This window comes from Shewanella sp. WXL01 (assembly GCF_012263345.1).
GTDB classification, from domain to species: domain Bacteria; phylum Pseudomonadota; class Gammaproteobacteria; order Enterobacterales; family Shewanellaceae; genus Shewanella; species Shewanella maritima.
The window spans coordinates 168,214-192,133 of sequence record NZ_JAAIKQ010000005.1 but is presented as its reverse complement, the minus strand read 5'-3'; the positions used below and the strand labels follow the sequence as shown (position 1 = coordinate 192,133).

General features: G+C 45.7%; 19 protein-coding genes. 10 read left to right on the top strand and 9 right to left on the bottom strand.

Going from position 1 to position 23,920, the window contains the following annotated elements; all coding sequences use genetic code 11:
* Positions 1 to 179 precede the first annotated feature (179 nt).
* Entirely contained in the window at positions 180 to 2,081 is a 1,902-nt protein-coding gene (locus G3R49_RS13665) for a bifunctional UDP-sugar hydrolase/5'-nucleotidase (protein WP_167870044.1), read from the top strand.
* Between the two features lie 290 nt (positions 2,082 to 2,371).
* Positions 2,372 to 2,827 (top strand): Hsp20 family protein, encoded by a 456-nt coding sequence (locus G3R49_RS13660; protein WP_130602633.1) that lies wholly within the window; start codon positions 2,372 to 2,374, stop codon positions 2,825 to 2,827.
* A 319-nt stretch (positions 2,828 to 3,146) separates the two neighbouring features.
* Here G3R49_RS13660 and soxR read toward each other — a convergent pair whose 3' ends face one another.
* On the bottom strand, positions 3,147 to 3,581 hold the full coding sequence (soxR, locus tag G3R49_RS13655) for a redox-sensitive transcriptional activator SoxR (RefSeq protein WP_280954612.1): 435 nt from the start codon (positions 3,579 to 3,581) through the stop codon (positions 3,147 to 3,149).
* 96 nt (positions 3,582 to 3,677) lie between these two features.
* Here soxR and G3R49_RS13650 point away from each other — a divergent pair, with 96 nt between their 5' ends.
* From G3R49_RS13650 to G3R49_RS13635, 4 genes are all read left to right on the top strand, one after another.
* The gene (locus G3R49_RS13650) at positions 3,678 to 4,100 is read left to right on the top strand and encodes a VOC family protein (RefSeq protein ID WP_130602637.1); all 423 of its coding nucleotides are present in this window, start codon (positions 3,678 to 3,680) and stop codon (positions 4,098 to 4,100) included.
* A 763-nt stretch (positions 4,101 to 4,863) separates the two neighbouring features.
* Positions 4,864 to 6,192 carry a TolC family protein gene (locus G3R49_RS13645; protein ID WP_167870042.1) on the top strand — a complete coding sequence of 443 codons (1,329 nt, stop codon included), beginning with the start codon at positions 4,864 to 4,866 and terminating at the stop codon, positions 6,190 to 6,192.
* The gene (locus G3R49_RS13640) at positions 6,189 to 7,211 is read left to right on the top strand and encodes an efflux RND transporter periplasmic adaptor subunit (protein ID WP_167870041.1); all 1,023 of its coding nucleotides are present in this window, start codon (positions 6,189 to 6,191) and stop codon (positions 7,209 to 7,211) included. The genes G3R49_RS13645 and G3R49_RS13640 overlap by 4 nt, the downstream gene beginning before the upstream one ends.
* Positions 7,212 to 7,222: 11 nt before the next feature.
* Positions 7,223 to 10,348, top strand: a complete 3,126-nt coding sequence (locus G3R49_RS13635; RefSeq protein WP_167870040.1) for an efflux RND transporter permease subunit — start codon at positions 7,223 to 7,225, stop codon at positions 10,346 to 10,348.
* 141 nt (positions 10,349 to 10,489) lie between these two features.
* Here G3R49_RS13635 and G3R49_RS13630 read toward each other — a convergent pair whose 3' ends face one another.
* A complete protein-coding gene (locus G3R49_RS13630) occupies positions 10,490 to 11,995 on the bottom strand; it encodes a methyl-accepting chemotaxis protein (RefSeq protein WP_167870039.1) in 1,506 nt (501 codons plus the stop codon).
* Positions 11,996 to 12,530: 535 nt separating this feature from the next.
* On the opposite strand from G3R49_RS13630, the gene pheS reads away from it, so the two are divergent.
* The 4 genes from pheS to lpxM all read left to right on the top strand — a co-directional run bounded on the left by pheS (position 12,531) and on the right by lpxM (position 17,413).
* Positions 12,531 to 13,514 carry a phenylalanine--tRNA ligase subunit alpha gene (pheS, locus tag G3R49_RS13625; protein WP_130602641.1) on the top strand — a complete coding sequence of 328 codons (984 nt, stop codon included), beginning with the start codon at positions 12,531 to 12,533 and terminating at the stop codon, positions 13,512 to 13,514.
* 15 nt (positions 13,515 to 13,529) lie between these two features.
* Positions 13,530 to 15,917, top strand: coding sequence for a phenylalanine--tRNA ligase subunit beta (gene pheT / locus G3R49_RS13620; protein WP_167870038.1), 2,388 nt, complete (start codon positions 13,530 to 13,532; stop codon positions 15,915 to 15,917).
* Positions 15,918 to 15,920: 3 nt separating this feature from the next.
* Positions 15,921 to 16,220, top strand: a complete 300-nt coding sequence (gene ihfA, locus G3R49_RS13615; RefSeq protein ID WP_130602645.1) for an integration host factor subunit alpha — start codon at positions 15,921 to 15,923, stop codon at positions 16,218 to 16,220.
* Between the two features lie 239 nt (positions 16,221 to 16,459).
* Positions 16,460 to 17,413: a lauroyl-Kdo(2)-lipid IV(A) myristoyltransferase gene (gene lpxM / locus G3R49_RS13610; RefSeq protein WP_280954611.1), complete on the top strand. Its 954-nt coding sequence runs from the start codon at positions 16,460 to 16,462 to the stop codon at positions 17,411 to 17,413.
* Positions 17,414 to 17,540: 127 nt separating this feature from the next.
* On the opposite strand, the gene hisIE is transcribed toward lpxM, so the two are convergent.
* The 7 genes from hisIE to hisD all read right to left on the bottom strand — a co-directional run bounded on the left by hisIE (position 17,541) and on the right by hisD (position 23,904).
* On the bottom strand, positions 17,541 to 18,188 hold the full coding sequence (gene hisIE, locus G3R49_RS13605; protein WP_167870037.1) for a bifunctional phosphoribosyl-AMP cyclohydrolase/phosphoribosyl-ATP diphosphatase HisIE: 648 nt from the start codon (positions 18,186 to 18,188) through the stop codon (positions 17,541 to 17,543).
* Positions 18,189 to 18,214: 26 nt separating this feature from the next.
* The gene (gene hisF, locus G3R49_RS13600) at positions 18,215 to 18,988 is read right to left on the bottom strand and encodes an imidazole glycerol phosphate synthase subunit HisF (RefSeq protein WP_167870036.1); all 774 of its coding nucleotides are present in this window, start codon (positions 18,986 to 18,988) and stop codon (positions 18,215 to 18,217) included.
* A complete protein-coding gene (gene hisA / locus G3R49_RS13595) occupies positions 18,970 to 19,707 on the bottom strand; it encodes a 1-(5-phosphoribosyl)-5-[(5-phosphoribosylamino)methylideneamino]imidazole-4-carboxamide isomerase (RefSeq protein WP_167870035.1) in 738 nt (245 codons plus the stop codon). The genes hisF and hisA overlap by 19 nt, the downstream gene beginning before the upstream one ends.
* Entirely contained in the window at positions 19,704 to 20,321 is a 618-nt protein-coding gene (gene hisH, locus G3R49_RS13590) for an imidazole glycerol phosphate synthase subunit HisH (RefSeq protein ID WP_245335373.1), read from the bottom strand. Before hisH ends, hisA begins: the two co-directional genes overlap by 4 nt.
* A gap of 69 nt (positions 20,322 to 20,390) precedes the next feature.
* On the bottom strand, positions 20,391 to 21,470 hold the full coding sequence (gene hisB / locus G3R49_RS13585) for a bifunctional histidinol-phosphatase/imidazoleglycerol-phosphate dehydratase HisB (RefSeq protein WP_167870033.1): 1,080 nt from the start codon (positions 21,468 to 21,470) through the stop codon (positions 20,391 to 20,393).
* A gap of 92 nt (positions 21,471 to 21,562) precedes the next feature.
* Positions 21,563 to 22,603: a histidinol-phosphate transaminase gene (gene hisC / locus G3R49_RS13580; RefSeq protein WP_167870032.1), complete on the bottom strand. Its 1,041-nt coding sequence runs from the start codon at positions 22,601 to 22,603 to the stop codon at positions 21,563 to 21,565.
* On the bottom strand, positions 22,603 to 23,904 hold the full coding sequence (gene hisD, locus G3R49_RS13575; RefSeq protein WP_167870091.1) for a histidinol dehydrogenase: 1,302 nt from the start codon (positions 23,902 to 23,904) through the stop codon (positions 22,603 to 22,605). Before hisD ends, hisC begins: the two co-directional genes overlap by 1 nt.
* Positions 23,905 to 23,920 lie beyond the last annotated feature (16 nt).

The following is a 23,920-nucleotide window of genomic DNA, read 5'->3' as shown; positions in this document are numbered from 1 at the left end:
GCCCCGTACAGCAAAGACTCTAAAATGTTGTAATACCAATGGTTTACGGTGGTTTGTTGTTAACCTTAATCGCATGTTTTAGAGAATTACTTTGCTATTATGTTGCGCGTTATTTGCTTCGCAGTTTATTGAGTGAGCAGTAACTGAACAGTATGTAGAAAAATAAAAGGGGTCACGGAATGAAGATGAATTTTGTAAAAGGTGTGCTGGCTACAGCCGTGCTTACAGCGTTAGTTGGCTGTAACAGCGATGATGATGTTAACAAGTTTGATTTAACCATTGCGCATGTAAATGACACGCACTCTAGCTTTGATGCTGGGTCACTCGATTTTACCGCACAGGTGGATGCAAACGATTTTGCAGTACGTGCATCAGTAGGTGGTTATCCGCGTATGGCAACCGCATTAAAAGCGGCACGTGAGGCTGCAAATGATGCCAATAAACCGTTTTTAGCCCTTCATGGTGGTGATGCATTCCAAGGCTCGCTGTACTTTAACGTATTAAAAGGCGAGGGTAATGCAGAACTGTTAAGCGAGATGAATATTGATGCCATGGCCATTGGTAACCATGAATTCGATTTAGGTAACGATCCACTAATCAACTTTGCTGAGAACGTTAACTTCCCGCTGCTTGCTGCAAACATGGATACCAGCAACGACGCTGACATGGATGCGGTAGACAACATTTTGCCTTACACCATTAAAGAGTTTGATGGTAATCAGGTGGGTATTTTTGGCTTGGTACTTGAAGACTTAGAATCGATTTCGTCTCCAGGCGCTGACTTGAGCTTTAGCGGCGAAGTGGCAACGGCGCAAGATACTGTTGATACGCTACACGCGATGGGCATAGATAAGATCATTATGGTGAGCCACATTGGCCTAGACCGTGATATTCGTATCGCTGAGCAAGTTAATGGTGTTGATGTGATTGTTGGTGGACACTCTCACACTTTACTAGGTGACTTCCAAAATATTGGCCGCGGCGAGTCTAGCACTAGCTACGCTGAAATTTTCACTAACCCTAATGGCAGCACTCGTACTTGTATTGTACAAGCCGGTGATTTAGCGCAAGCGGTTGGTCAAGTCGATGTTAGCTTTGAAGACGGTAACATCGTTAGCTGCATGGGCAATAACACGCTGCTAATTGATAACGACTTTAAGCATAAGTACGACGGCGAAAACCGAGAAGCATTAAATGACGCTGACCAACAAGCGACCGAAGCTTTTGTCGCTGAGCAAAATAACATTGCTATTACTGCTGAAGATGCCGCGCTTCGCAGCACTATCGACACTGACTACAAACCACTTATTGAAGAGTTTGAAGGTAAGGTGATTGGTGAGGTATTGGATGCAAACGATCCCGTTGACACGACCATGCTTGATCATGTGCGCATTCCAGGCCTAAGCCGAGGTGGTGCATCGCTGCCTGGTACAGGCAGTGAAGCTGGTGCTCAGGTTGCAGCTTCTATGGTGTGGAAGCTAAACCAACATGGTTATGGCGTTGATATGGCTATCACCAACACAGGTGGCGTGCGCGATCATATTAAAGAAGTGGAAACAGGCGGCTTAACTGCGGGTTATGTGATTGGCTCATTGCTTTACTTCAACAACGAATTGGCAATTGTGTCTTTAAAAGGTGCTGATATTGTCGATTTGCTTGAAGATACAATCAATTACGCGATGACTGACTCAAGCGGTGCATTCCCAACATTTGCTAACCTGTCATTTACCTTCAATGGTAAAGCGGTTGCAGGAGAGCAAATTGAGCAGCTGCAAGTTTGCCCTAATGGTGTTGATGCGGGTAACTGCGCTGACATTGAACTCGAAAAAGTCTATAAGATTGCTACGAACGCATACATTGCTGGTGGTAAAGATGGCTACGATATTTTTGAGTCACGCAAGCAATCAGAAACCGTAAAATCTGGCTTTATTGATAATGAATCTATGATTGAGTACGTTGAGTCATTAACTGCTGAAGGTAAAAAGCTAGAAGAAATTGCAACAGGTCTGAACTTTATTGTGCCAGATAGCTATGCAGACAAATTAGATGTTCCAGTATTAAAAGCAGAAGATAATCAATAGATTACTTTGAGTATTATGGCTTTTAGTTAAGCAAAAAAGCTACCGAATAAGGTAGCTTTTTTATTGTTTGAGACAGATGCCGCTCAAACAAATCGTAAATAATTGGCAAAAAATTTAAAAATAGCCCTTGAAGTAGAAAAAAGCGTCCATATATCTCTAATTGTAGCAGGGAGACATTATTGAAATGCTCAACAGAGGTTTCAACTCCGGTTACCCATTGCGCCGAAAGGGCAATGCACATCGCCAATAATGGCTTAATTTTACATATTGCTTTAGACAAGGATATGAATATGCGTAATTTTACTATTTCTCAAGATCTTGCTCCTCTTTACCGCAGTGCGATTGGCTTTGACCGCCTAGCACGTATGGCTGAACATGCAGCCTCAAATAGCGGCAACTCAAATGGTTACCCTCCGTACAATATCGAGTTAATGGGTGAGAATCGCTACCGAATTACTATGGCTGTTGCCGGCTTTGCTATGAGCGAGCTAGAAATTACCAGTGAAGGCGAAAAGCTACTGGTTAAAGGCAACAAACCAACCAGTAAAAAAGATGACAAAAAGTACTTACACCAAGGTATTGCAGAGCGCGGTTTTGAGCGCACATTCCAACTAGCAGACCATGTACGTGTAGTTGGTGCTGAGTTAGAAAATGGCTTACTGAATATCGATCTGGTACGTGAATTACCAGAGGCCATGAAACCGCGTAAGATTGAGATTAACCAAGCTCGCGTGATTGAAGACTAACCACTAGTTTTTTAAACAAACTCGCGCTAACCCCATTAGCGCGACCCTTTTATTGTTCATCATCTTCCTTTTTGCCTAGCGTGTTTGCGCTAGGCTTTTTTGCGTAATCCGCTGTTTGTTTGAGCTGTTCAATCTTGAGCGCTAATTTGCTCAGGCAGCAATTCGCTCAGGCAACTATTCACTTAGACAGTAATTCGCTTAAGTGTAGTTCACTGGGGCTTAAATTCACTAAGGTTTTAGCTTCCTTAGCCTTTAGCTCAAGGCGAGTTTTTAACTCGGCTTTTAATCTTGGTCCTACTGCAAGGGAGTGTTAAGCGAGTTATAACAATACTGCACCAGTTCCTTTATCTGCTAATACGTCATCTTGATTATAAATTGGGCAATTGCTCATCGATAAGCAACCACAGCCGATGCAACCTTCCATCGAATCTTTAAGTCGTGTCAACGCTTCAATACGTTGGTTGAGTTTTTGCTGCCATTTAGTCGATAACTGATGCCAGTCGTCGGCTGTTGGCGTACGGTTATCAGGTAGAGCTGCAAATGCCTGTTGAATTTCATCTAAGCTGATCCCCAGTTTTTGTGCCGCCTTAATAATGGCAACGCGACGCAGCGTCTCTCTTTGGTATCTGCGCTGATTACCCTGATTTCTGAGGCTGTAAATCAGGCCCTTTTGCTCATAAAAATGTAAGGTAGACACCCTTACACCGCAGCGCTTTGCCACATACCCCACAGACAATTCAAATTCCTGTTTCATGGAAAATTCATCCAACAAAAATAGTTTAAAAAAGTGCTTTACCTCAAGTTAACTTGAGGTTGTAGCATGGTCAACAGTTAATCAGCAAGGAGCAAAATTATGCGATTAGAACATTTGAACTTAGTTGTGAACGACCTAGATGAAACAGTGGCGTTTTACAAAGCGGCATTTCCTCATTGGCAAGTCCGTGGTGGCGGAGAAGGCGAGTGGAACGGTGTTTATCGACGCTGGATACACTTTGGTGACGACTATAATTACCTGTCATTGAACGATAATGGCAAAGGCAGTATCCGCGATATAAAAGGTTATGACCTTGGTTTAGCGCACTTTGCCTATGTGGTTGATGATATTAAATCTTTAGGTGCAAGAATGGCGGCAGCAGGGTTCGATATTGCCATTGATGGTGCTGCGGATAGCTCACACAAGAGCTTGTATTACATAGACCCAAACGGTTATGAAGTTGAATTCTTACAGTACTTTACCGATATACCGTCTGAGCGAAATGTATATGACGATTGATGTGTTTGAGCACTAATGTTTGTTGTGACCAATGTACAGAGTGACTAGTGTAGACGTTGCAAAGTGCGTTACAGGACGACTCGCTCGAATATGATCATCGAGCGAGTCTAGTTTGTTAATTCAAAGCCTTGGTGACTGAATATGAATGGTTTAATTAATGCTTAATCACTAAAGAATTTGAGAGTATTTTCACAAACTTATTGTAAATGGTTAACCTTTGTTGTGTATTCAGTGTTAGCATTACCGCGTTTAGTGTGTTTCTAAGTTCGAGTTACATTTCAATAAATATGGCTATCGCATTTAGGCGTAGTTTGATGGCTTTGAAAAATCAAAGTTGCAAGCTAGGTCGATTATTACTGTTATTAGCGCTGACATTGCAATCGGTGGTTGCGATGGCGAGCAGCTGTGGAACAGATAGTCATATTGCTGAACAAACCAGTGAACTCAACGTTGTAGTGAGTTGCTTGTCATTACAGTCTGATGAGGTTGATTTAGCCTGCGAGGCTCCCAAGGTGGACGACTGCGAGAATTGTAACTGTCAGTGTTGCCCTTGCTGCGTCAATTTAGTTCAAACCACACAACTAGCTTTACTACCGCAAATTACACCTAACCCTGAACCACTTGCTATAGCGATAAGCTATGCAAGCTCACCATTTTACTCCCTGTTACGCCCGCCCCGAGCATAGATTTTTGTTTATTTGAACTCATCTCACTGTGATTGCAGTGTGGTGGTTTTTCCAAAATTCTGTTTGAGGCAATCTTAATGTCTTATGAGTTATCTGTACCTAAAGTACTGCGTTCTTTAGGGCGAGTTTCATTGTTACTCGGCGTTTGTAGCTTCTCTGCTAATGCCCATGCGTCGGCTAACAATGAGGTTGAAGTGCTCTCTTTGGCAACAGCCATAGAGCGAACAATGCAGCAACATCCCAGTTTGCAGGTTTATTCCCTTCGCCAGTCTGTGCTCGATGCAGACAGCTATACTGCTGCTCTGTCTCCCGGTTATGAAATTGGATTTGAAGTAGAAAATGTCGCCGGTACTGGCGAGTTCAGTGGCATAGATGGTGCTGAATTTAGTGTGTCTCTGTCATCTGTTATTGAGATGGGCGACAAAGTGGCTGCCCGTGGGGCAGTGGTTAATGAAAAGCGTGCACTGCTAGCTGCTGAGCAAAAGATTGCCGCATTAGCGGTACTTGGCGAATTGACCCGTCGTTATATCGATGTGATGGCTGCTCAAGCGCAGCTTGAACTGGCCGATGAGAGTGTCGCGTTGGCCAACAAAACCCTTGAAACTGTGTCGAAGCGAGCGGCTGCGGGGGTAATGCGTGACGCTGATATCAATCGTGCCCAAGCGGCAGTTTATCGCGCCCAGCTGACCCAGCAAAATCAACAACAGCAGCACAATTACAGCTTAATTGCTTTAGCTATGCTTTGGGGTGATAGCCACGCAGAGTTTCAAAAAGTAGAGGGCAATTTACTGCAGTTCTCTGATGATGTGGCTTTTAATACTCTATTTGAAAAAGTGAAATATAGCCCTGCCATCATGGCGTTCGCCAGTCAATCTCAGCTGAGGGAAGCTGAGTTACGATATGCCAAAACCCGTTCTAGTGCTGATATCAATTGGTCTGTGGGAGTAAAGCAACATCAGTCTAGTGATGATGTGGCACTCAGCGCTGGCTTTAGCATACCGCTATTTAATGGTGATCGTAATCAAGGTGCGGTTGACGCTGCCGTTGCTGCCAAAGCCGAAGTGAGCCTAAATCGTGATATTGCGTTGCTGGCTCTGCGCAATGAACTCTATCGCGCCTATTCAAGTCGCAAGCTGGCAATTGCCCAAGTGCAGCAATTACAGCAACAAATCATTCCAACATTAGCCGCGGCCATGGCGGACAGCGAGCTTGCTTATGAGCAAGGTAATTATAGTTATCTCGCTTATCTATCGGCCAGTGAAGAGCTACTTTTCGCTAAGCGTGCCATGCTCGATGCCGCAACTTCTGCGCTACGTTTTGGCGTGGATATCGAGCAACTTATCGCAGAGCCATTACCGGCCACACAACACGCTTCCTCTTCATTTTCTCAAGGGTCTGCACAATGAACTTTAGACTATTAACCACGCGTACTATTTTGTATTCCTCATTGGTTTTCGCACTTGGCATTACCGGTATTAGTTATGCCTTTGCTAGTGGCGATCACCAACATCAAGAAGCACACCAAGATGAACATCACGATGACCACAATGAAGGCCATGGTGACCACCATGATGATCACGGTGATGAACATGGCGATCACCATGATGACCATGAAGAAGGTCAGGTGCATATCAGTGAAAGCCAAATTGCGGCTTCTGGCATTACACTCGCGAAGCTACAAGCGGGTGAGTTGGCTAAAACCCTCACACTTTATGGCAAAACCACCCTCGCTGCTGAAAACCAAAGTGTCGTGCGAGCGCGCTTTAGCGGTTTGATCACTCAGCTTGATGTGAAAGTTGGCGACCAAGTCACTAAAGGTCAGGTGATCGCACAAGTCGAATCCAATAGCAGTTTCAAGCGCTTTTCAGTGAATGCACCCATTAGTGGTCAAGTGGTTGCCCGCCATGCGAATGCGGGCGAGATCACCCAAAGCACTGGACTTGTGACTATCGCGAATGAGCAACACTTATGGGCTGAGTTACAGGCCTTTCCTGGCCAGTTTAGCCAGCTTAGTGCAGGGCAGTCGGTGCGCTTGACTAGCCAAGACGGTCAATACTTTACGGCGGTGATTGATTCAATCATTACGCCTGTTGAAGCCAAGCCATTTACCTTAGCCAGAATTCGACTCGAAAATAGCGATAAACGCTGGCACGCGGGGATGTTGCTTGCAGGTGAGGTGGTATTGAGTCAGCAAGCAGTGGCATTGCGACTTGACCGCCGCGCATTGCAGGAAATAGAAGGTCAGCAGGTGGTATTTGTGAAAAATGCCGAAGGCTTTGAAAAGCGTGAAGTGGTGATCGGTGCCAGCGACTCACGTTATGTGGAAGTGCTGTCAGGCCTGGAAGAGGGTGAAGCGTATGCGATCAACAAGAGCTTCTTATTAAAAGCAGATCTTGAAAAGTCATCTGCCGCTCACGTGCATTAAGGAGCCGAGCCATGATTGAATCATTATTACGTCTGTCCATTGACCGGCGCTGGCTAATGATGTGCCTAGGCGTCATCTTAGTGGGCATCGGTTTGTGGAGTTATCAAAAACTGCCCATCGACGCCGTACCGGATATCACTAATGTCCAGGTGCAAATCAATACTCGCGCCGATGGTTATTCGCCGTTGGAAACCGAGCAACGTATTACCTATCCCATTGAAAATGCCTTAATGGGAATGCCTAACTTATCTTATACCCGCTCCTTGTCGCGATATGGTTTATCACAGGTCACAGTGGTGTTTGATGAGGGGACAGATCTTTACTTTGCCCGTAACTTACTCAATGAGCGCTTAAGTGCCATTGATGGCAGTATTCCTGTGGGATTACAGCCACAAATGGCGCCGTTATCTACCGGGCTCGGTGAAATCTTTATGTACACCATTGAGGCTTTGCCCGAGGCGCGTCAGCCTAACGGCGAGCTTTATGACGCGACGGCACTTCGCGAGATCCAAGACTGGATCATTAAGCCGCAACTTGCCCAAGTACAAGGGGTCACAGAGATTAACTCGATAGGAGGTTACGACAAGCAATACCACATCACCCCAGACCCACAGAAAATGTTGGCGTATGAAGTTGCTTTTAACGATATCAAGCAAGCGCTAGAAACCAGTAACAGCAACCGGGGCGCTGGCTATATCGAGCGCGGCGGTCAGCAATTAACAGTGCGTTCTGCAGCGCAATTGCAGAGCATTGATGAGATTGAACAGGTCATTGTTAAGTACGTGGGCAATACGCCGATATCGATTAAGGACGTTGCTGACGTAGCGATTGGCAAAGCGTTAAGAACGGGGGCTGCAACGCACGATGGCCGAGAAACGGTATTAGGCAGTGCCATGATGCTGGTGGGAGAAAACTCTCGGCAGGTTTCGCTGGAAGTCGCCGCGAAATTGGAAGCCGTAAAAGCCTCTTTACCTGCAGGCGTGAATGTTGAGGCTGTGTATGATCGTACTGATTTAATCGATAAAGCCATTGCAACGGTGCAAAAAAACCTAGTTGAAGGTGCCTTGTTAGTGATAGCCGTGCTGTTTGTGCTGTTGGGTAATGCGCGAGCGGCTCTTATCACCGCAGCGGTGATCCCGCTGGCGATGCTTGCCACTATGACGGGCATGGTTCAAGCTGGGGTGTCGGCGAACTTGATGAGCTTAGGTGCCTTGGATTTTGGCTTAATTGTTGATGGTGCCGTGATCATTGTTGAAAATGCCACTCGCCGGTTAGCGCAAGCACAGGGTGTTCGTGGGGTTAATTTGCCACTTAAACAGCGATTACAGGTGGTATTTGAAGCGACCAATGAAGTGATCCGTCCAAGCTTGTTTGGGGTGCTAATCATTACTGTGGTCTACATTCCGTTATTTAGTTTAACGGGTGTAGAGGGCAAGATGTTCCATCCAATGGCAGCCACAGTAGTTATGGCGTTATTGGCCGCTTTGGTACTGTCTTTAACATTAGTGCCTGCTGCTGTAGCACTATTTATGACAGGTAAGATTAACGAGAAAGAAAGTAAAGTTATTACTTTCAGCAAATCTTTATACCAACCTCTATTGTTGCTGGCCCTAAAGCTGCGTTATTTTGTGGTATTACTTGCTTCGGCATTGGTGGCAGTATCAATTTGGTTGGCATCCACGCTCGGTTCGGAGTTTATTCCACAGCTCAATGAAGAAGACATCTTGTTGCAGGCTATCCGCATCGCCGGTACAGGCATTGATCAGTCCGTTGAAATGCAGCAAGCCTTGGAAGTTGAGATTGCCAAATTTCCACAAGTGAAAAATGTATTCTCTAAAGTCGGGACGCCAGAGGTGGCTAATGATCCTATGCCGCCGAATATCGCTGATACCTTTATCATGCTTAAGCCCAGAGATGAATGGCCCGACCCACGCCTGAGCCACGAAGCACTGGCTAAACAGATGATGGCGGCCGTTTCAGCACAACCTGGCAATAACTTTGAGCTGACTCAACCCATTGAAATGCGCTTTAACGAGCTGATTTCGGGAGTAAGAGCCGATTTAGGCGTCAAAGTGGTCGGCGATGATCTCGATAAGTTACTGCAAACCGCGAATGCCATTCACGAAGTGATTGAGACCATCCCAGGCGCTGCAGATATTCAAGTTGAGCAAGTGACTGGTCTACCTGTTTTATCGATAACGCCTAAGCGACAGCAATTAGCGCAATATGGATTAACGGTGGATGCTCTGCAAGCCTTTGTCTCGACCGCGATTGGTGGGGAAACGGCTGGCACTTTGTATCAAGGTGATCGCCGCTTTAATATGGTGATACGTTTACCTGAGTCAATTCGCCAAGATGTTGAGCGATTACATGAGCTGCCAATCGTGTTACCTAATGGGCAATATGTGCCGCTTTCTGAAGTGGCAACTTTGGATATTGCGCCGGCACCAAACCAGATTAGTCGTGAAAACGGTAAGCGACGTATTGTGGTTACCGCTAATGTCCGCGGTCGTGATTTAGGCACCTTTGTCACTGATGTGAAAGCCGCAATCGCCCAGCAAGTTGATGTGCCTGCTGGCTATTGGTTTGAATATGGTGGTACCTTTGAGCAACTTGAGTCGGCCAGCCAAAAGCTGACTATCGTGGTGCCCATTACGTTGGCAATAATTTTAGGTTTGTTGGTGATGGCGTTTGGTTCTGTTCGTGATGCGTTGATTATCTTCACTGGCATTCCGTTAGCATTGACTGGCGGTGTGATGGCATTGTGGTTGCGGGATATGCCTCTGTCTATCTCTGCGGCAGTTGGTTTTATTGCTTTGTCCGGTGTGGCTGTATTGAATGGCTTAGTGATGCTTAGCTTTATCAGACAGCGCTTTATTCAAAGTGGCGAGTTACTGCAGTCAATCATTGACGGTGCGATGACCAGGTTGCGTCCGGTGTTAATGACAGCGCTGGTGGCTGGGCTAGGTTTTGTGCCGATGGCACTTAATATTGGTACCGGCGCCGAAGTGCAGCGTCCGATCGCCACTGTGGTGATTGGCGGTATTATTTCATCAACGATTTTAACTTTGTTTGTACTCCCCGTATTGTATCAATGGGTACATGGTCGCGATAAAATAAACTCGGAATCTATTTAAAACTGGTCTGTGCAGGGGCAGTTAATACAGGCTGACCTTGCATGAGCCGTTGGTAAACTAGACCGGAAGCATAAAAAATTCAATAAAAAAGGTCAGAAGCAAAAAAGCGGCTGACCTTTTTTAACACTTATTAGTGTGGTGTTAGACTTTAAGCCCTACCAACAAGGCATCAAGCTGCTCGGCCGTGGCATGCAGCTCATCACAACCCGATACCGACTCATTCGCTGATTGCTCAACATCATGAGACTGATTACGGATCTCCATAAGGTTAGTCGCAATCTCATTGGCTACCGCGGATTGTTCATCTGCAGAAGTCGCAATTAGCGTGCTCATATCGAACACTTTTGAGCTATGGTGAGCGATATTCGCTAAGTCGTCACCAGTTTGCAGTACGTGTTTTTTACCTTCTTCCGCTTGTTCAACTGTACGTGACATCACCTGAGTTAGGTTACGGGTGCCGGTTTGTAGCGCTTCAATCATAGATTTGATTTCAACGGTTGCTGACTGGGTGCGCCCTGCAAGGGTACGAACCTCATCAGCAACCACGGCAAAGCCGCGACCTTGTTCACCAGCACGCGCAGCCTCAATAGCGGCATTAAGCGCCAGAAGGTTGGTTTGCTCTGAAATCGCATTAATCGTGGTCACCACATCGTCAATCTTGCTGGCATTTTCGTTCAACGCAGCAACAGCATCTGATGCATCGCCAATTTCATTGGCGAGAATATCGATGGCTTCAACTGTGGTCTCAATGTCTTTGGCACCAGCTTCGACTTGAGTATTGGCTTCTTGGGTTTCGCTTGACGATTGATCTGCATTGCGAGCAACTTCTTTTACCGCTGCCGTCATCTCTTCCATCGCTGTGGCAAGAGAGTCTAAATGTTGGCGTTGGTTAACCGCGAGTGATTGACCTTCCTGAGCTGTGTTTCTAAATGACGATACAACAGTGCGGATTTGATCTGTCGCTTGAGTAATTTGTTGCACAAGCTTGTGCTGACGATCCACAAGAGCATCGATGCTGATTGCAAGTGTACTGAACTCATCTTTTACTTCAAAGAAGTTAAGTCTACCTGTTAAATCACCATTTGCAGCGCGCTTTAGTGCCATAACAGTAGTGTACAGCGCGCCGCCAACAAAGGTTGAAATGTAATAAGCAAAGGCAAATAAAACTAGCAGTAATACCGTCATTATGCCGTAAGCATAGGTGCTGCCTGAGCCAGAAACTGTATATTTGTCTGTGTTTATTTGCGACACAATCACTTGTTGATTACGGCTTACTTTACTGACGACCGTTGCATTTGAACCTTTAAGATGGATGCCACCGCCACGGTTGGCCAAACTGCGCTGCTCACCACTTAGTAGGTTCATTTGAGTTAAGCGCGAGTCAGCTGATAGGTTAGTTGGGATGCGATTGCGATCAGTTTCAGGGATCAGGGCTGTTGTGGCGTCAAGGAACTCGATAGCTGAGTTACTTGAGCTAAGCACGGTTTCTAGGTGGGCTTTATCAATGCTTTTCTCTTGCTGGTTATTAAGAAAAATTGTCAGGCCAATAATCATTAACATTGGCACAACAGCAAGGATGGTAAATTTAGTTTTCAAGTTCATATGGATGAGGTATTGATCAATCCATCGAAATTTAACTTCTTTCATTTATGCCTCTTCTGTGTTGGCTTGAAATGGTTTACTTAAATGTTATCGGTTAGAAACAGCTGAACTTTAATGGTTTAGCTTTGATTGGTTAAGTTTTCAACCGCAATTGCTTGCGTAGTAACCACTTCGATATGGGGCGTTACTCATACTGATTAATTGTGTCAGTGTTAAGCATAGAACAAACCGATACAAAGACAGTTCAAAACAGTCCAAGTTTACAAGTTGTTTGCATTTGCGACCACTGAATTCATCACAATTTATTGCGCATGGTGTGTTAGCCAACTTGTTAGGCTGAGAAATGTCGCTAAATGCTAATATTTGCTCGGAAAAACTCGATTATTGACTAGCAAATCTGGTATCGAACACGTAAAATTTCACTCTTTTATTTTAAAAATCAGTTTGCAACACACCTCCGAGTGACCGGTAGACAAGTGTTAACACACTTTTGCAACCCATTCTGGTATGTGAGTTCGCTCTGTGGCAGCGATGCTGCCGACATCAGCGCATTTAAATGCAATATGCAGTGGAAGATATAATGCAACAGTTAAACGAGATCGTAGAACAGGCCTTAGCAGTCATCGACGAGGCAAGTGATCTAAAGGCATTGGATGATATCCGTGTCGATTACCTTGGTAAAAAAGGTAAGATCACTGACATGATGAAAATGATGGGTAAATTAAGTGCTGAAGAAAAACCAGCATTTGGTCAAGCCGTCAACCAAGCCAAGCAAGCAGTACAAAAGCAGCTTTCTGCACGTATTGAAGGCTTAAAAGCAGCAGAACTTGAAGCTAAGTTAGTTGCTGAAAAAATCGACGTTACATTACCTGGTCGCACGCTAGAAATTGGCGGTCTGCATCCAGTAACGCGTACCATTGAGCGTATTGAGTCTTTCTTTGGTGAGCTTGGTTTTAGCGTGAAACAAGGTCCTGAGATTGAAGACGATTTTCATAACTTTGATGCGTTAAATATTTCTGAGCACCATCCTGCTCGCGCTGATCACGATACTTTCTACTTTAATCCTAAAGTGATGCTGCGTACTCAGACATCTGGTGTGCAGATTCGCACCATGGAAAATGAGCCAGTACCGCTGCGCATTATCTCTCCAGGCCGTGTATACCGTAACGATTACGACCAAACGCACACACCAATGTTCCATCAGGTTGAAGGCCTAATGGTGGCAGAGAACGTTAACTTTGCTGAGTTAAAAGGTATTTTGCACGACTTCCTACGTAATTTCTTCGAAGAAGATTTACAAGTGCGCTTCCGTCCATCTTACTTCCCATTCACAGAACCATCAGCTGAAGTTGATGTGATGGGCAAAAATGGTAAATGGTTAGAAGTATTGGGCTGCGGAATGGTGCATCCAAATGTGCTTCGCAGTGTGGGTATCGACCCTGAGAAATACTCTGGTTTTGCTTTCGGTATGGGCGTTGAGCGTTTAACTATGCTGCGCTACGGCGTCAACGATTTACGCGCCTTCTTCGAGAACGACTTACGTTTCCTTAAGCAATTCAAATAACGGAGCAATAAACAGATGAAATTTAGTGAATCTTGGCTTCGTGAGTGGGTAAACCCACAAGTAAGCCGCGACGAATTATCACACCAAATCACCATGGCCGGCCTTGAAGTAGACGGCGTTGACGGCGTTGCTGCTGAGTTTAGTGGCGTTGTTGTTGGTGAAGTGGTTGAGTGTGGTCAGCATCCAGATGCAGACAAGCTGCGTGTAACCAAAATTAATGTTGGTGAAGACGAATTAATCGACATCGTATGTGGCGCGCCAAACTGCCGTCAGGGCTTAAAAGTAGCAGTTGCTATGGTTGGTGCAGTGCTACCTGGCGACTTTAAAATTAAGAAAGCCAAACTACGCGGTCAGCCATCTTTTGGCATGCTGTGTTCATACGGTGAGTTAGGTATTGATATCGAAAGTGACGGCATTATCGAGCTGCCACTAGATGCGCCAATCGGCACTGATGTTCGCGAGTATCTGGATCTAAACGATGCCATTATCGATGTAGACCTTACCGCGAACCGTGCAGACTGTTTAGGTATGGTTGGTCTTGCGCGCGAAGTCGGTGTACTTAACCGCGCTGAAGTAACAGAGCCTAGCTGGCAAGCGGTTGAAGCTTCAATCGATGCGCCAGTGAGCATTGAAGTTAAGGCGCCAGAAGCTTGTGGCCGCTACCTTGGTCGTGTGGTCAAAAACGTCGATGTTAAAGCGCCAACACCACTTTGGATGCAAGAAAAATTACGCCGCAGCGGTATTCGCTCAATTGATCCAATTGTTGATATCACCAACTATGTACTGATTGAATTTGGTCAACCAATGCATGCCTTTGACCTAGCAACCTTAGATGGTGGCATTACGGTTCGTTATGGCTCGGGTGAAGAAAAGCTAACTTTACTCGATGGTAATGAAATCACTGTACCTAGCAATACCTTAGTGATTGCTGACGACAACAAGCCTGTTGCATTGGCGGGTGTATTTGGTGGTGAAGCAACCGGCGTTACCACTGAAACCAAAGATATTTTATTAGAGTGCGCTTTCTTCGCGCCTTTAGCGATTCTTGGTAAAGCACGTAGCCTAGGCCTGCACACTGACTCTTCACACCGTTTTGAGCGCGGCGTTGACCCTGAGCTACAGCACAAGGTGATGGACCGTGCCACTCGCCTGGTACTTGATATTTGCGGTGGTGAAGCTGGTCAAGTTGTTGAGGCGGTATCGCAAGATCACTTACCAAAAGCGGCTAACATTCAGCTTCGCCGTGAAAAGCTAGATAAAAAGCTAGGTCACCATATTCCTGATGCTGATGTGACTGAAATTCTTGAGCGTTTAGGCTTTAGTGTTGCTTTTGAGCAAGGCGTGTGGAATGTCACTACAGCGACTTACCGTTTTGATATGGCAATCGAAGAAGATTTGATTGAAGAAGTTGCCCGTATCTATGGTTACAACAACATTCCTAATATTGCACCTGTTGCTGCACTTAACATGTCAGATCATAAAGAAGCTGATATGCCACTTAAGCGTGTACGTGACTTACTGGTTGCTCGTGGCTTCCAAGAAGCAATTACTTACAGTTTTGTTGACCCTAAACTGCAAGCGCTTGTTCACCCAGAGCAAGAAGCGATGGTGTTACCAAATCCAATTTCCGTTGAAATGTCAGCAATGCGCTTGTCTATGTTCACCGGTCTTTTAGCGGCCGTTGGTCACAATCAAAGCCGCCAGCAGGGGCGCGTGCGTTTATTTGAGTCTGGTCTGCGTTTTATTCCTGATGAGCAAGCCGATTCAGGTGTTCGTCAGCAAGCTATGCTAGGTGCCGTTATTTCTGGTAATCAGAACGATGAACACTGGTCAATGGAATCAAAAACTGTTGATTTCTTTGACTTAAAAGGTGACTTAGAAGCAATTATGGGCTTGACAGCAGCTGATTCTGAATTTAGTTTTAGAGCAGCATCGCATCCTGCATTACATCCAGGGCAATGTGCTGAAATCTTAAGAAATAATCGAGTCATTGGTCACATTGGTGCGCTTCACCCGAGTTTAGAGAAGCCATTTGGCCTAAATGGCAAAACAATCGTTTTCGAGCTTGAACTAGACGCATTATTACAGTCTAGTTTACCGCTAGCCCAAGCTGTATCTAAGTTCCCGGCTAATCGTCGTGACATTGCTGTGGCAGTAGATGAAAATATTTCTGCAACCGATGTTATGAATTTGATAAGAAAAGTTGGCGAAAATCAGTTGGTTGGCTTAAACTTGTTCGATGTATATCAAGGTAAAGGTGTCGAGAGCGGCAAAAAGAGCTTAGCTATCGCACTTACGTTACAAGACATTACTCGTACACTTGAAGAAAAAGATATCACCGAGACCATGGATTCAGTGGTATCAGCTTTAAAGACCGAGTTCAACGCATCGTTGAGGGATTAAAGTATGGCACTTACCAAAGCCGAAATGGCAGAACATCTTTTTGAAACACTTGGCATTAATAAGCGTGTAGCCAAAGAGATGGTTGAGTCTTTCTTTGAAGAAATTCGTGAAGCACTCGAAAGTGGTGAGCAGGTCAAGTTATCTGGCTTTGGCAACTTTGACCTTAGGGATAAGAATCAAAGACCGGGACGGAACCCAAAAACTGGTGAAGATATTCCTATCTCTGCACGACGTGTCGTAACTTTCCGTCCTGGACAGAAGTTAAAATCGCGCGTTGAAGCAGCAAACTCGGATAAGAAATAATTCCCATCTAATATCAAATTTTCTTGATATCGAAAGCCACCCTAACGGGTGGCTTTTTTATTGCTTGCTTTTTTAACGGCTTGAGTTGGCTCACTTTACTTGTACCCAATTGCACTAAGTATTCGGTTGATAATGATAAATAGCGAGCTGATATGAATTGTCGGTAAAAAAGTGTTTTTACCAACCTAAGTAAGTTGATAAACTTCGCCTTTAGCTAAATTTCTTGATTGGAGCTTTTTTTGTCCACTTCTCCTAAAAAACGCACACCTAAGCATTTTGACCGAAGTTTTAAAATGAGTTTGTTGCACCCTAAATATTGGGGTACCTGGCTGGTTATCGGCGTGTTGTTTATGTTTGGCTTAATGCCAGCCTGGCTAAGAGACCCGATTGCCCGTAGTTTATCTTTTGTCGTACTTAAGGTGGCTAAAAAACCGCTGCATGTGGCTAAGGTGAATATCAGCCATTGTTTTCCTGAAAAGTCAGAGCAACAAATTCAAGAACTTATCAAAGCCAACGTTGATAATTTTGTGATTGCACTCTTGTCGCAGGCTGAACTAGTAGTGCGTTCAGATGCCCACAACAAACGCCGCGTACAATTACACGGTTTTGAGCATGTACAAGCCGCCCGCGATGCTGGTCAGCCTATTATCTTTATCATGCCTCATGTATGGCCAATTGATTACGCTGGCCTGCGTTTAAACCAAGAAATCCCAATGGTTACCATGGCCAAGGCCCATAAAAACGTGCTATTTAACTGGTTTAGTAACCGACTTCGTAGCTCCCAAGGTGGCCGCGTTTATATGCGAGAAGCAGGGATTCGTGCTTTAATCACCGAGCTTAAGCAAGACAACAGCTTTTTTTATCTTCCAGATGAAGATTTAGGTCGCGACCAAAGTGTATTTGCGCCGTTTCTGGGCACAGTTAAAGCCACCTTGCCAGTAGTAGGGCGTTTAGCTCAGGCGGGTAATGCACAGGTGATGCCAGTGACGATTGGATATGATCAACAGGCGAGGCACTTTAACTTAACCGTGCTACCCGCGGTTGATAAAGAATCGATGAAGGGCAAAGACAACGAAGCGCTCGCTCTTAACAAGATTGTAGAGCAGGTGATTTTGGCATATCCAGAACAGTACATGTGGTTCTTACGCCTGCTAAAAACACGCCCTGAAGAAGGGTTAGATATTTATCGCTAGTCTGTACCTAGCTACCTGATAAAAAAGCCGTCTACTCATTTGAGTGACGGCTTTTTTGTGACAGGTTTTGTCAAGGGTTCGCTGTATAAGCAAGTAACTTAGCTATTGGCTGGTTGCTATTATTGGGTTACTTAGTTGCTTTGCTATGGCGCTCAAGCAGGTTACGGTTAATATCTTCCATTGATAATCCTTGATCTTCTAGTAATACAATCAAGTGATACATAAGGTCAGACGCTTCATCTATCAATTCTGCTTTGTCATTCGTGGCGGCGGCGAGGGCGGTTTCTAAACCTTCTTCACCTACCTTTTGCGCAATGCGCTTTGTGCCTTTTTCAAATAACGATGCCGTGTAACTACTGTTGCTGTCTTGACCTTTGCGACTGGCAATAAGCTGGCTGAGGTTATCAATAAAAGTGTGGGCTTTACTGTCTTGCCAACAGCTTTCGCGGCCTAAATGACAAGTTGGTCCTTGCGGGATAACTTGTACTAAAAAGGTGTCGTTGTCGCAGTCGATATCAATCTCGACTAAATTGAGGGTATTGCCTGACTCTTCACCTTTGGTCCACAGTCTTTGTTTGCTGCGGCTAAAGAAGGTTACCAGACCTGTGGTCAGGGTTTTATCTAATGCTTGCTTGTCCATGTAACCTAGCATCAGCACTTTACCGGTAAGGTGGTTTTGTACCACTGCTGGAATTAAACCTTGCTGTTTATCCCAATCAATATTTGCTAAGTTCGCGCTTGTTGACTCATTTGTATTCGAAGCTGTTTGTGTCATGTTCTGTGCTACCTTAATCCTATAATTTACACGCGAATAGCGATTTGTTTAGAAGCCAAATATTGCTTCAACTCGCTGATGGCAATAATACCTTTGTGGAACACGCTTGCTGCAAGGGCTGCGTCTACCTTTGCCTGAGTAAATACCTCTGCAAAGTGGCTCATTTCACCCGCACCGCCAGAGGCTATTAACGGCACGTCACATACACTGCGTACCATAGACAATTGCTTAATGTCGTAGCCGCCGCGAACGCCGTCTTGATTCATGACGTTCAATACTATTTCACCACAGCCGCGCTTTTGCACCTCTTCAACCCAATCTTGTGTGTACCATTGTGTATCTTTAGTGGCGGCTTCATCACCGGTAAATTGCTTTACTTTATAGCTGTTAGTTTGTGCATCGAAATATGAGTCAATCCCGACAACAATACATTGGCGACCAAATTCATCTTGTAAGCGGGTGATGAGGCTCGGGTTGGTTAATGCAGGCGAGTTGATTGAAATTTTGTCTGCACCAAATGCCAGCTTTTCACGGGCTTGTTCGATAGTTTTGATGCCGCCAGCGACACAAAACGGAATATCAATTTGCTGAGCAACTCGGCTCACCCAGGATTTATCCACTACGCGGTCGTGAGCGCTGGCGGTAATGTCGTAAAACACCAGCTCGTCAGCACCTTCCTCGGCGTATCTCGCCGCCAGCGGCACAATGTCGCCAACAATTTCATGGTTACGAAACTGTACGCCTTTAACGACTTTACCGTCGCGTACGTCAAGACAAGGTACTATGCGTTTGGCCAGCATGCGATAGCCTCCTCAACGCTAAAGTTATTAATCAGTAGTGCTTTACCAATGATGATGCCATTGGCCTTGCTGTCACGCACAGCCTTAACATCATCTAGTGATGCAATGCCGCCAGAGGCTTGCCAGTTAATACTAGGATAGCTTTGGGCTAACTCAGAATATAACTGAGTGTTGGCGCCTTGAAGCGTACCATCACGACTAATGTCGGTAACTAGCGCGTGTTTAATCCCGACCTGGCTATATTCAGCAACTAGTGATTCGAGTGATTTACCGCCGCCGGTTTGCCAGCCTGACACTGCGACAATCTTGTTCCCGTCTAGATCAATATTGACATCAAGGGCTAAACAAATTGCATCGCTGCCATATTTTTCAAACCAGCTTTTCACAAGCTCAGGTTGCTTAACGGCAAGTGAGCCGATGACCACACGTTTGACGCCCGCATCGAGTAGCTCTTTTACTTGCTCTTCTGAGCGAATACCGCCGCCAACTTGAATATCCACTTCAAGTTCACTTACAAGCTCAGATATAAGCTTAGTTTGCCTTTTATCTGGATCTTTGGCGCCAGTTAAATCAACTATGTGCAGCAGTTTAGCCCCTTGCTGCTGGTAAGATTTAAGCTGCGCCAGTGGGCTTAAATCAAACGTGGTTTGTTTGCCGTAGTCGCCTTGAAACAGCCTAACCACCTGACCGTCGATTAAATCAATCGCTGGAATAATCATGCCGTTTCTTCCTTATTCATATTTAAAAAGTTTTGCAGTATTTGCGCGCCAATTTTGGCGCTTTTTTCTGGGTGAAATTGCAGGCCTATAAAGTTGTCTTTAGCAATGGCGGCGCTAAAGGTTTCGCCATAGTCGCAACTGGCAATGGTGTAGTCACTTTGTGGTGCGCGATAACTGTGAACAAAGTACACATAGCTACCATTTGCAATGCCAGTAAATATTGGGTGGCCGCTCACATTAATTTGATTCCAACCCATGTGTGGTAGCGGCAAGCCTTGACTATCTAGCTCTTCAACTTGGGTTGGGATGACGCCTAAGCAATCAATTGACTCAAGCTGGCTTGCTCCGCGCTCATTTGAAACCTTAGTCATTAACTGCATGCCTAAGCATACGCCAAGCACTGGTTGCTCTAGGCTTTGAATTAGCGTGGCAAGGTCGCGCGCCTCAATTGCCTGCATTGCTGCAGCTGCAGTGCCAACGCCGGGCAATACTACACGGGCGGCGCTGCGAATAACTTTATGATCTTTACTCACAACCACATTGGCGTTTAAGCGCTCGAAGGCGAATTTTACTGAGCTTAAGTTGGCGCAGCCGGTATCAAGTATCACAGTCATATTTTGCTCGCTTGATTTTTCATTGCAAGACTGCTGCTCTGTTATCAGGTCTGAATTTGTCATAAAGCGCTATAACACTCCCTTGCTTGATGGCAAGATATCGCCCTCAACTTTAACTGCTTGACGTAGGGTGCGGCCAAGCACTTTAAACAATGCCTCAACTTTGTGGTGATCGTTTTCACCCTCGGTTGATAGGTGCAAGGTGCAGCGCAGCCCATCTGCAAACGAGCGGAAGAAGTGAGGCACCATTTCAGTCGCCATTTCACCCACCATTTCACGATCAAAGCTGGCATCAAACTTAATAAACGGACGGCCTGAAATATCCATCAAGCATTGGCCGTTGGCTTCATCCATAGGCAAACTAAAGCCAAAGCGGGCGATACCTCGTTTGTCACCCAGTGCCTGACGGATGGCATCACCAATGGCTAAGGCGGTATCTTCAACGCTGTGGTGGTCGTCAATTTCTAAGTCGCCATCGACTTTGACATCAATTTTAAAGTTACCGTGGGTTTGAATTTGATCCAGCATGTGGTCAAAAAAGCCGATGCCTGTGTCGATGTCACCTTTGGTCTGGCTATCTAGGTCAATGTTAACGCGAATGTCGGTTTCTTTAGTGGTACGTACAACCTGAGACTTGCGCCCTTGGTTTAGCAGTGCATCGACTATCATGTCCCAATTAAGTGTTTCACGTTGGTATTGGAAGCTATTAATGCCCATGGCGTTGGCAAGTTCAACGTCGGTTTGGCGATCGCCAATCACAAACGATTGGGTGAAATCAATTAACCCTTGGGTTAGATACTCTTTCACCAGTCCTAATTTGGGTTTGCGGCAACTGCAGTTATCTGAGTCAAAGTGAGGGCAAATTTGAACATCATCAAACTTAACGCCTTGGCTTTCAAAAATTGCCATCATCATATTGTGGGGCGCGTCAAAGTCAGCTTGCGGGAAAGACGAAGTACCAAGTCCGTCCTGGTTACTTACCATCACTAACTTGTAACCCGCTTTTTGTAGCTTAAGCAGGGCAGGGATCACTTGCGGCTCAAATACCAGTTTATCTAAACGGTCTAGCTGTTTATCGATTGGCGGCTCTTCGACTAGGGTGCCGTCACGATCAATAAAGAGGATTTTTTGCTGCTTGTTTTGTTTCATGTGCTGACCTTAATTCTTTATATTCGCAAGTTACCTTGCTAAATCTGTTCAGTTGCTGAGTTTGTTCTAGTGCTTTTTTTGTTACTGAATCGCTAACTCAGCGCCCGAATAATCGCCTGGGTTTGTGCCTCATTAGCAAAGCTAAAGCGAATGGCATCTTTTAAGCGCGGATCGCCATAAGCGCGGGCAACAATGCCTGCTTGTGTGAGCTTTTGCTTGATTTGTTCGACAGTGTCAAAACGTGCCAGTACAAAGTTGCCATTAGGCGAGATAACGTCACTGGCAATTGTGTGTAAAAACTCGGCTAGTGCAGCACCTTGCTCATTTAGTTGGCGCACCTGACCTTGCATTGTTGCAATGCCCTTTAGACTTAACGCATTAGTCGCGGCTTTTGCAACGGGCAGCGGCACCGGGTAGGGCGCAATCACCCGCATAACAAGTTCAATAATCGCTTCACTGGCTAGCATGAAACCACAGCGCGCACCCGCTAACGCAAAGGCTTTAGATAAGGTTCTTAACACCACCAGGTTTGGGTACTTAGCCAGCAGTCTTGCTGCACTTTGCTGCGGGCAAAACTCAATATAGGCTTCATCAACTACCACTATGGCATCTGGGTAACTGGCAACTGTGGCTTCAATATCGTCAATATTGATAATGCTGCCAGTTGGGTTATTAGGGTTACAGATGAATACCAGCTTTGGAGCACCGACTTGCTGCTGCCAGTTATTAGGCAGTTGAAAATCACTGGTGAGTTCAACTTCGGTTGTTGCTACGTTAAAGGTAGATGCTGATATTTTGTACATGCCGTAGGTTGGGCCAAAAATCGCAATGCTATCTTTACCCGGAATACAAAAAGTACGAATAAGTAGTTCTATCGCCTCGTCAGCGCCGCGGCTGGTGACTATGTTGCGTGCTGCCACTTGGCTGTATGCACTGTATGCGTCAATCAACTCTTGTGGCTGACACTCAGGGTAGCGATTTAAGCCGTCAAGCTCGCTGTTATTAAACGGTGATTCATTCGCGTTAATCCAAATATCACCGTTGCCGCCAATGCGTCGCGCACTTTGATATGGCACTAGATCCAAAAGCTCAGGTCGTGCTAGTGCTTGTGGGTTGAATGTTGGGGCGCTCATTATTCACCCTCCTTAGCAAGTGACGTTAAACGAATTGCTACCGCGTTTTTGTGAGCGTCTAGCTGCTCGTTGCTAGCTAGGGTCATCACAGTGTCGCCCAAACTAATTAGCCCAGATGGGGTGAGCTCTTGCACTGTGAAACGGCGGCTAAAGTCAGCAAGTGACAAGCTTGAATAGTTACGACTGTAGCCATAGGTTGGCAGCACGTGGTTAGTGCCGCTAGCATAATCGCCGACCGACTCTGGCGTGTAAGGACCTAAGAATACGCTGCCAGCAGCGCGAATGTTTTTGAGTACGTCACGTGGCGCGCGGGTTTGAATGATTAAGTGCTCAGGCCCGTACTGGTTGGATAGCTCAGCAGCTTGGTCCATATCATCAACAATAAAGCTGCGAGAATATTTCAGCGCCGCTGCGGCGACATCTTTTCTCGGCAGTTGTTCAAGCTGCGTTGCAAGCTCGTTAGAAACTGCATTTGCAATAGCTTCAGAGTTGGTAACCAATATCACTTGCGAGTCTTCACCGTGCTCAGCTTGTGATAGTAAATCAGCGGCAACAAATGCAGGGTTGGCAGCTTCATCTGCAATAACTAATACTTCTGATGGCCCTGCAGGCATATCGATAGCAACGCTAATGCGACTATCTTGGGATACTAAACGCTTGGCTTCAGTGACAAAGCGATTGCCAGGGCCGAAAATCTTATCAACCTTAGGTACAGACTCAGTACCAAAGGCCAGCGCAGCAACAGCTTGTGCGCCGCCTACCTGATAAATATCTGTGATCCCACAGGCTTTGGCAGCGTAAATGATGGCATCGTTAATTGGTGGTGGGCTAACCAGTACCCGTCGACGACAAGCAGCAATTTTGGCCGGTAGCGCAAGCATCATAACGGTGGAGATAAGCGGCGCCGTGCCGCCTGGAATGTACAGGCCAACACTGTCAACCGGCTCATTTCTCAACTCGCAGCGCACGCCAGGCATGGTTTCAACATCGATAGCACTAAAAGCTTGCGCCTGGTGAAACTTGCTGATGTTGCCCATTGCTTGTTCGATAGCTTGCTTCAGTTCTGGGCTAACATTGCTGCAGGCGACGTCAATTTGCTCATCGCTGAGTCTAAGCTCGGCAGTGATGAAGTTGTCAAACTTCTGATTAAACTCAATTAGCGCTTGATCGCCACTTGCGATTACCTTTTCGATAATGCCGCTAACACTGGCCTCAACACCTTGGTCATTAATTAAGGGTGAGCGTGCTAGTGCTTGCTCTCTAGCATCTTTATCAAGCGCTGCCCATGTGATTGGCTTCATTAATTGCTGCTCAGCC

What these genes read in the sequence shown, in the direction of transcription:
- hisF (WP_167870036.1), bottom strand. Translation starts at nt 18,988, where the DNA reads ATGCTGGCCAAACGCATAGTACCTTGTCTTGACGTACGCGACGGTAAA.
- G3R49_RS13635 (WP_167870040.1), top strand. Translation starts at nt 7,223, where the DNA reads ATGATTGAATCATTATTACGTCTGTCCATTGACCGGCGCTGGCTAATG.
- G3R49_RS13640 (WP_167870041.1), top strand. Translation starts at nt 6,189, where the DNA reads ATGAACTTTAGACTATTAACCACGCGTACTATTTTGTATTCCTCATTG.
- hisB (WP_167870033.1), bottom strand. Translation starts at nt 21,470, where the DNA reads ATGAAACAAAACAAGCAGCAAAAAATCCTCTTTATTGATCGTGACGGC.
- ihfA (WP_130602645.1), top strand. Translation starts at nt 15,921, where the DNA reads ATGGCACTTACCAAAGCCGAAATGGCAGAACATCTTTTTGAAACACTT.
- G3R49_RS13660 (WP_130602633.1), top strand. Translation starts at nt 2,372, where the DNA reads ATGCGTAATTTTACTATTTCTCAAGATCTTGCTCCTCTTTACCGCAGT.
- soxR (WP_280954612.1), bottom strand. Translation starts at nt 3,581, where the DNA reads ATGAAACAGGAATTTGAATTGTCTGTGGGGTATGTGGCAAAGCGCTGC.
- hisD (WP_167870091.1), bottom strand. Translation starts at nt 23,904, where the DNA reads ATGAAGCCAATCACATGGGCAGCGCTTGATAAAGATGCTAGAGAGCAA.
- G3R49_RS13630 (WP_167870039.1), bottom strand. Translation starts at nt 11,995, where the DNA reads ATGAAAGAAGTTAAATTTCGATGGATTGATCAATACCTCATCCATATG.
- G3R49_RS13665 (WP_167870044.1), top strand. Translation starts at nt 180, where the DNA reads ATGAAGATGAATTTTGTAAAAGGTGTGCTGGCTACAGCCGTGCTTACA.
- hisC (WP_167870032.1), bottom strand. Translation starts at nt 22,603, where the DNA reads ATGAGCGCCCCAACATTCAACCCACAAGCACTAGCACGACCTGAGCTT.
- pheS (WP_130602641.1), top strand. Translation starts at nt 12,531, where the DNA reads ATGCAACAGTTAAACGAGATCGTAGAACAGGCCTTAGCAGTCATCGAC.
- hisA (WP_167870035.1), bottom strand. Translation starts at nt 19,707, where the DNA reads ATGATTATTCCAGCGATTGATTTAATCGACGGTCAGGTGGTTAGGCTG.
- hisH (WP_245335373.1), bottom strand. Translation starts at nt 20,321, where the DNA reads ATGACTGTGATACTTGATACCGGCTGCGCCAACTTAAGCTCAGTAAAA.
- G3R49_RS13645 (WP_167870042.1), top strand. Translation starts at nt 4,864, where the DNA reads ATGTCTTATGAGTTATCTGTACCTAAAGTACTGCGTTCTTTAGGGCGA.
- hisIE (WP_167870037.1), bottom strand. Translation starts at nt 18,188, where the DNA reads ATGACACAAACAGCTTCGAATACAAATGAGTCAACAAGCGCGAACTTA.
- pheT (WP_167870038.1), top strand. Translation starts at nt 13,530, where the DNA reads ATGAAATTTAGTGAATCTTGGCTTCGTGAGTGGGTAAACCCACAAGTA.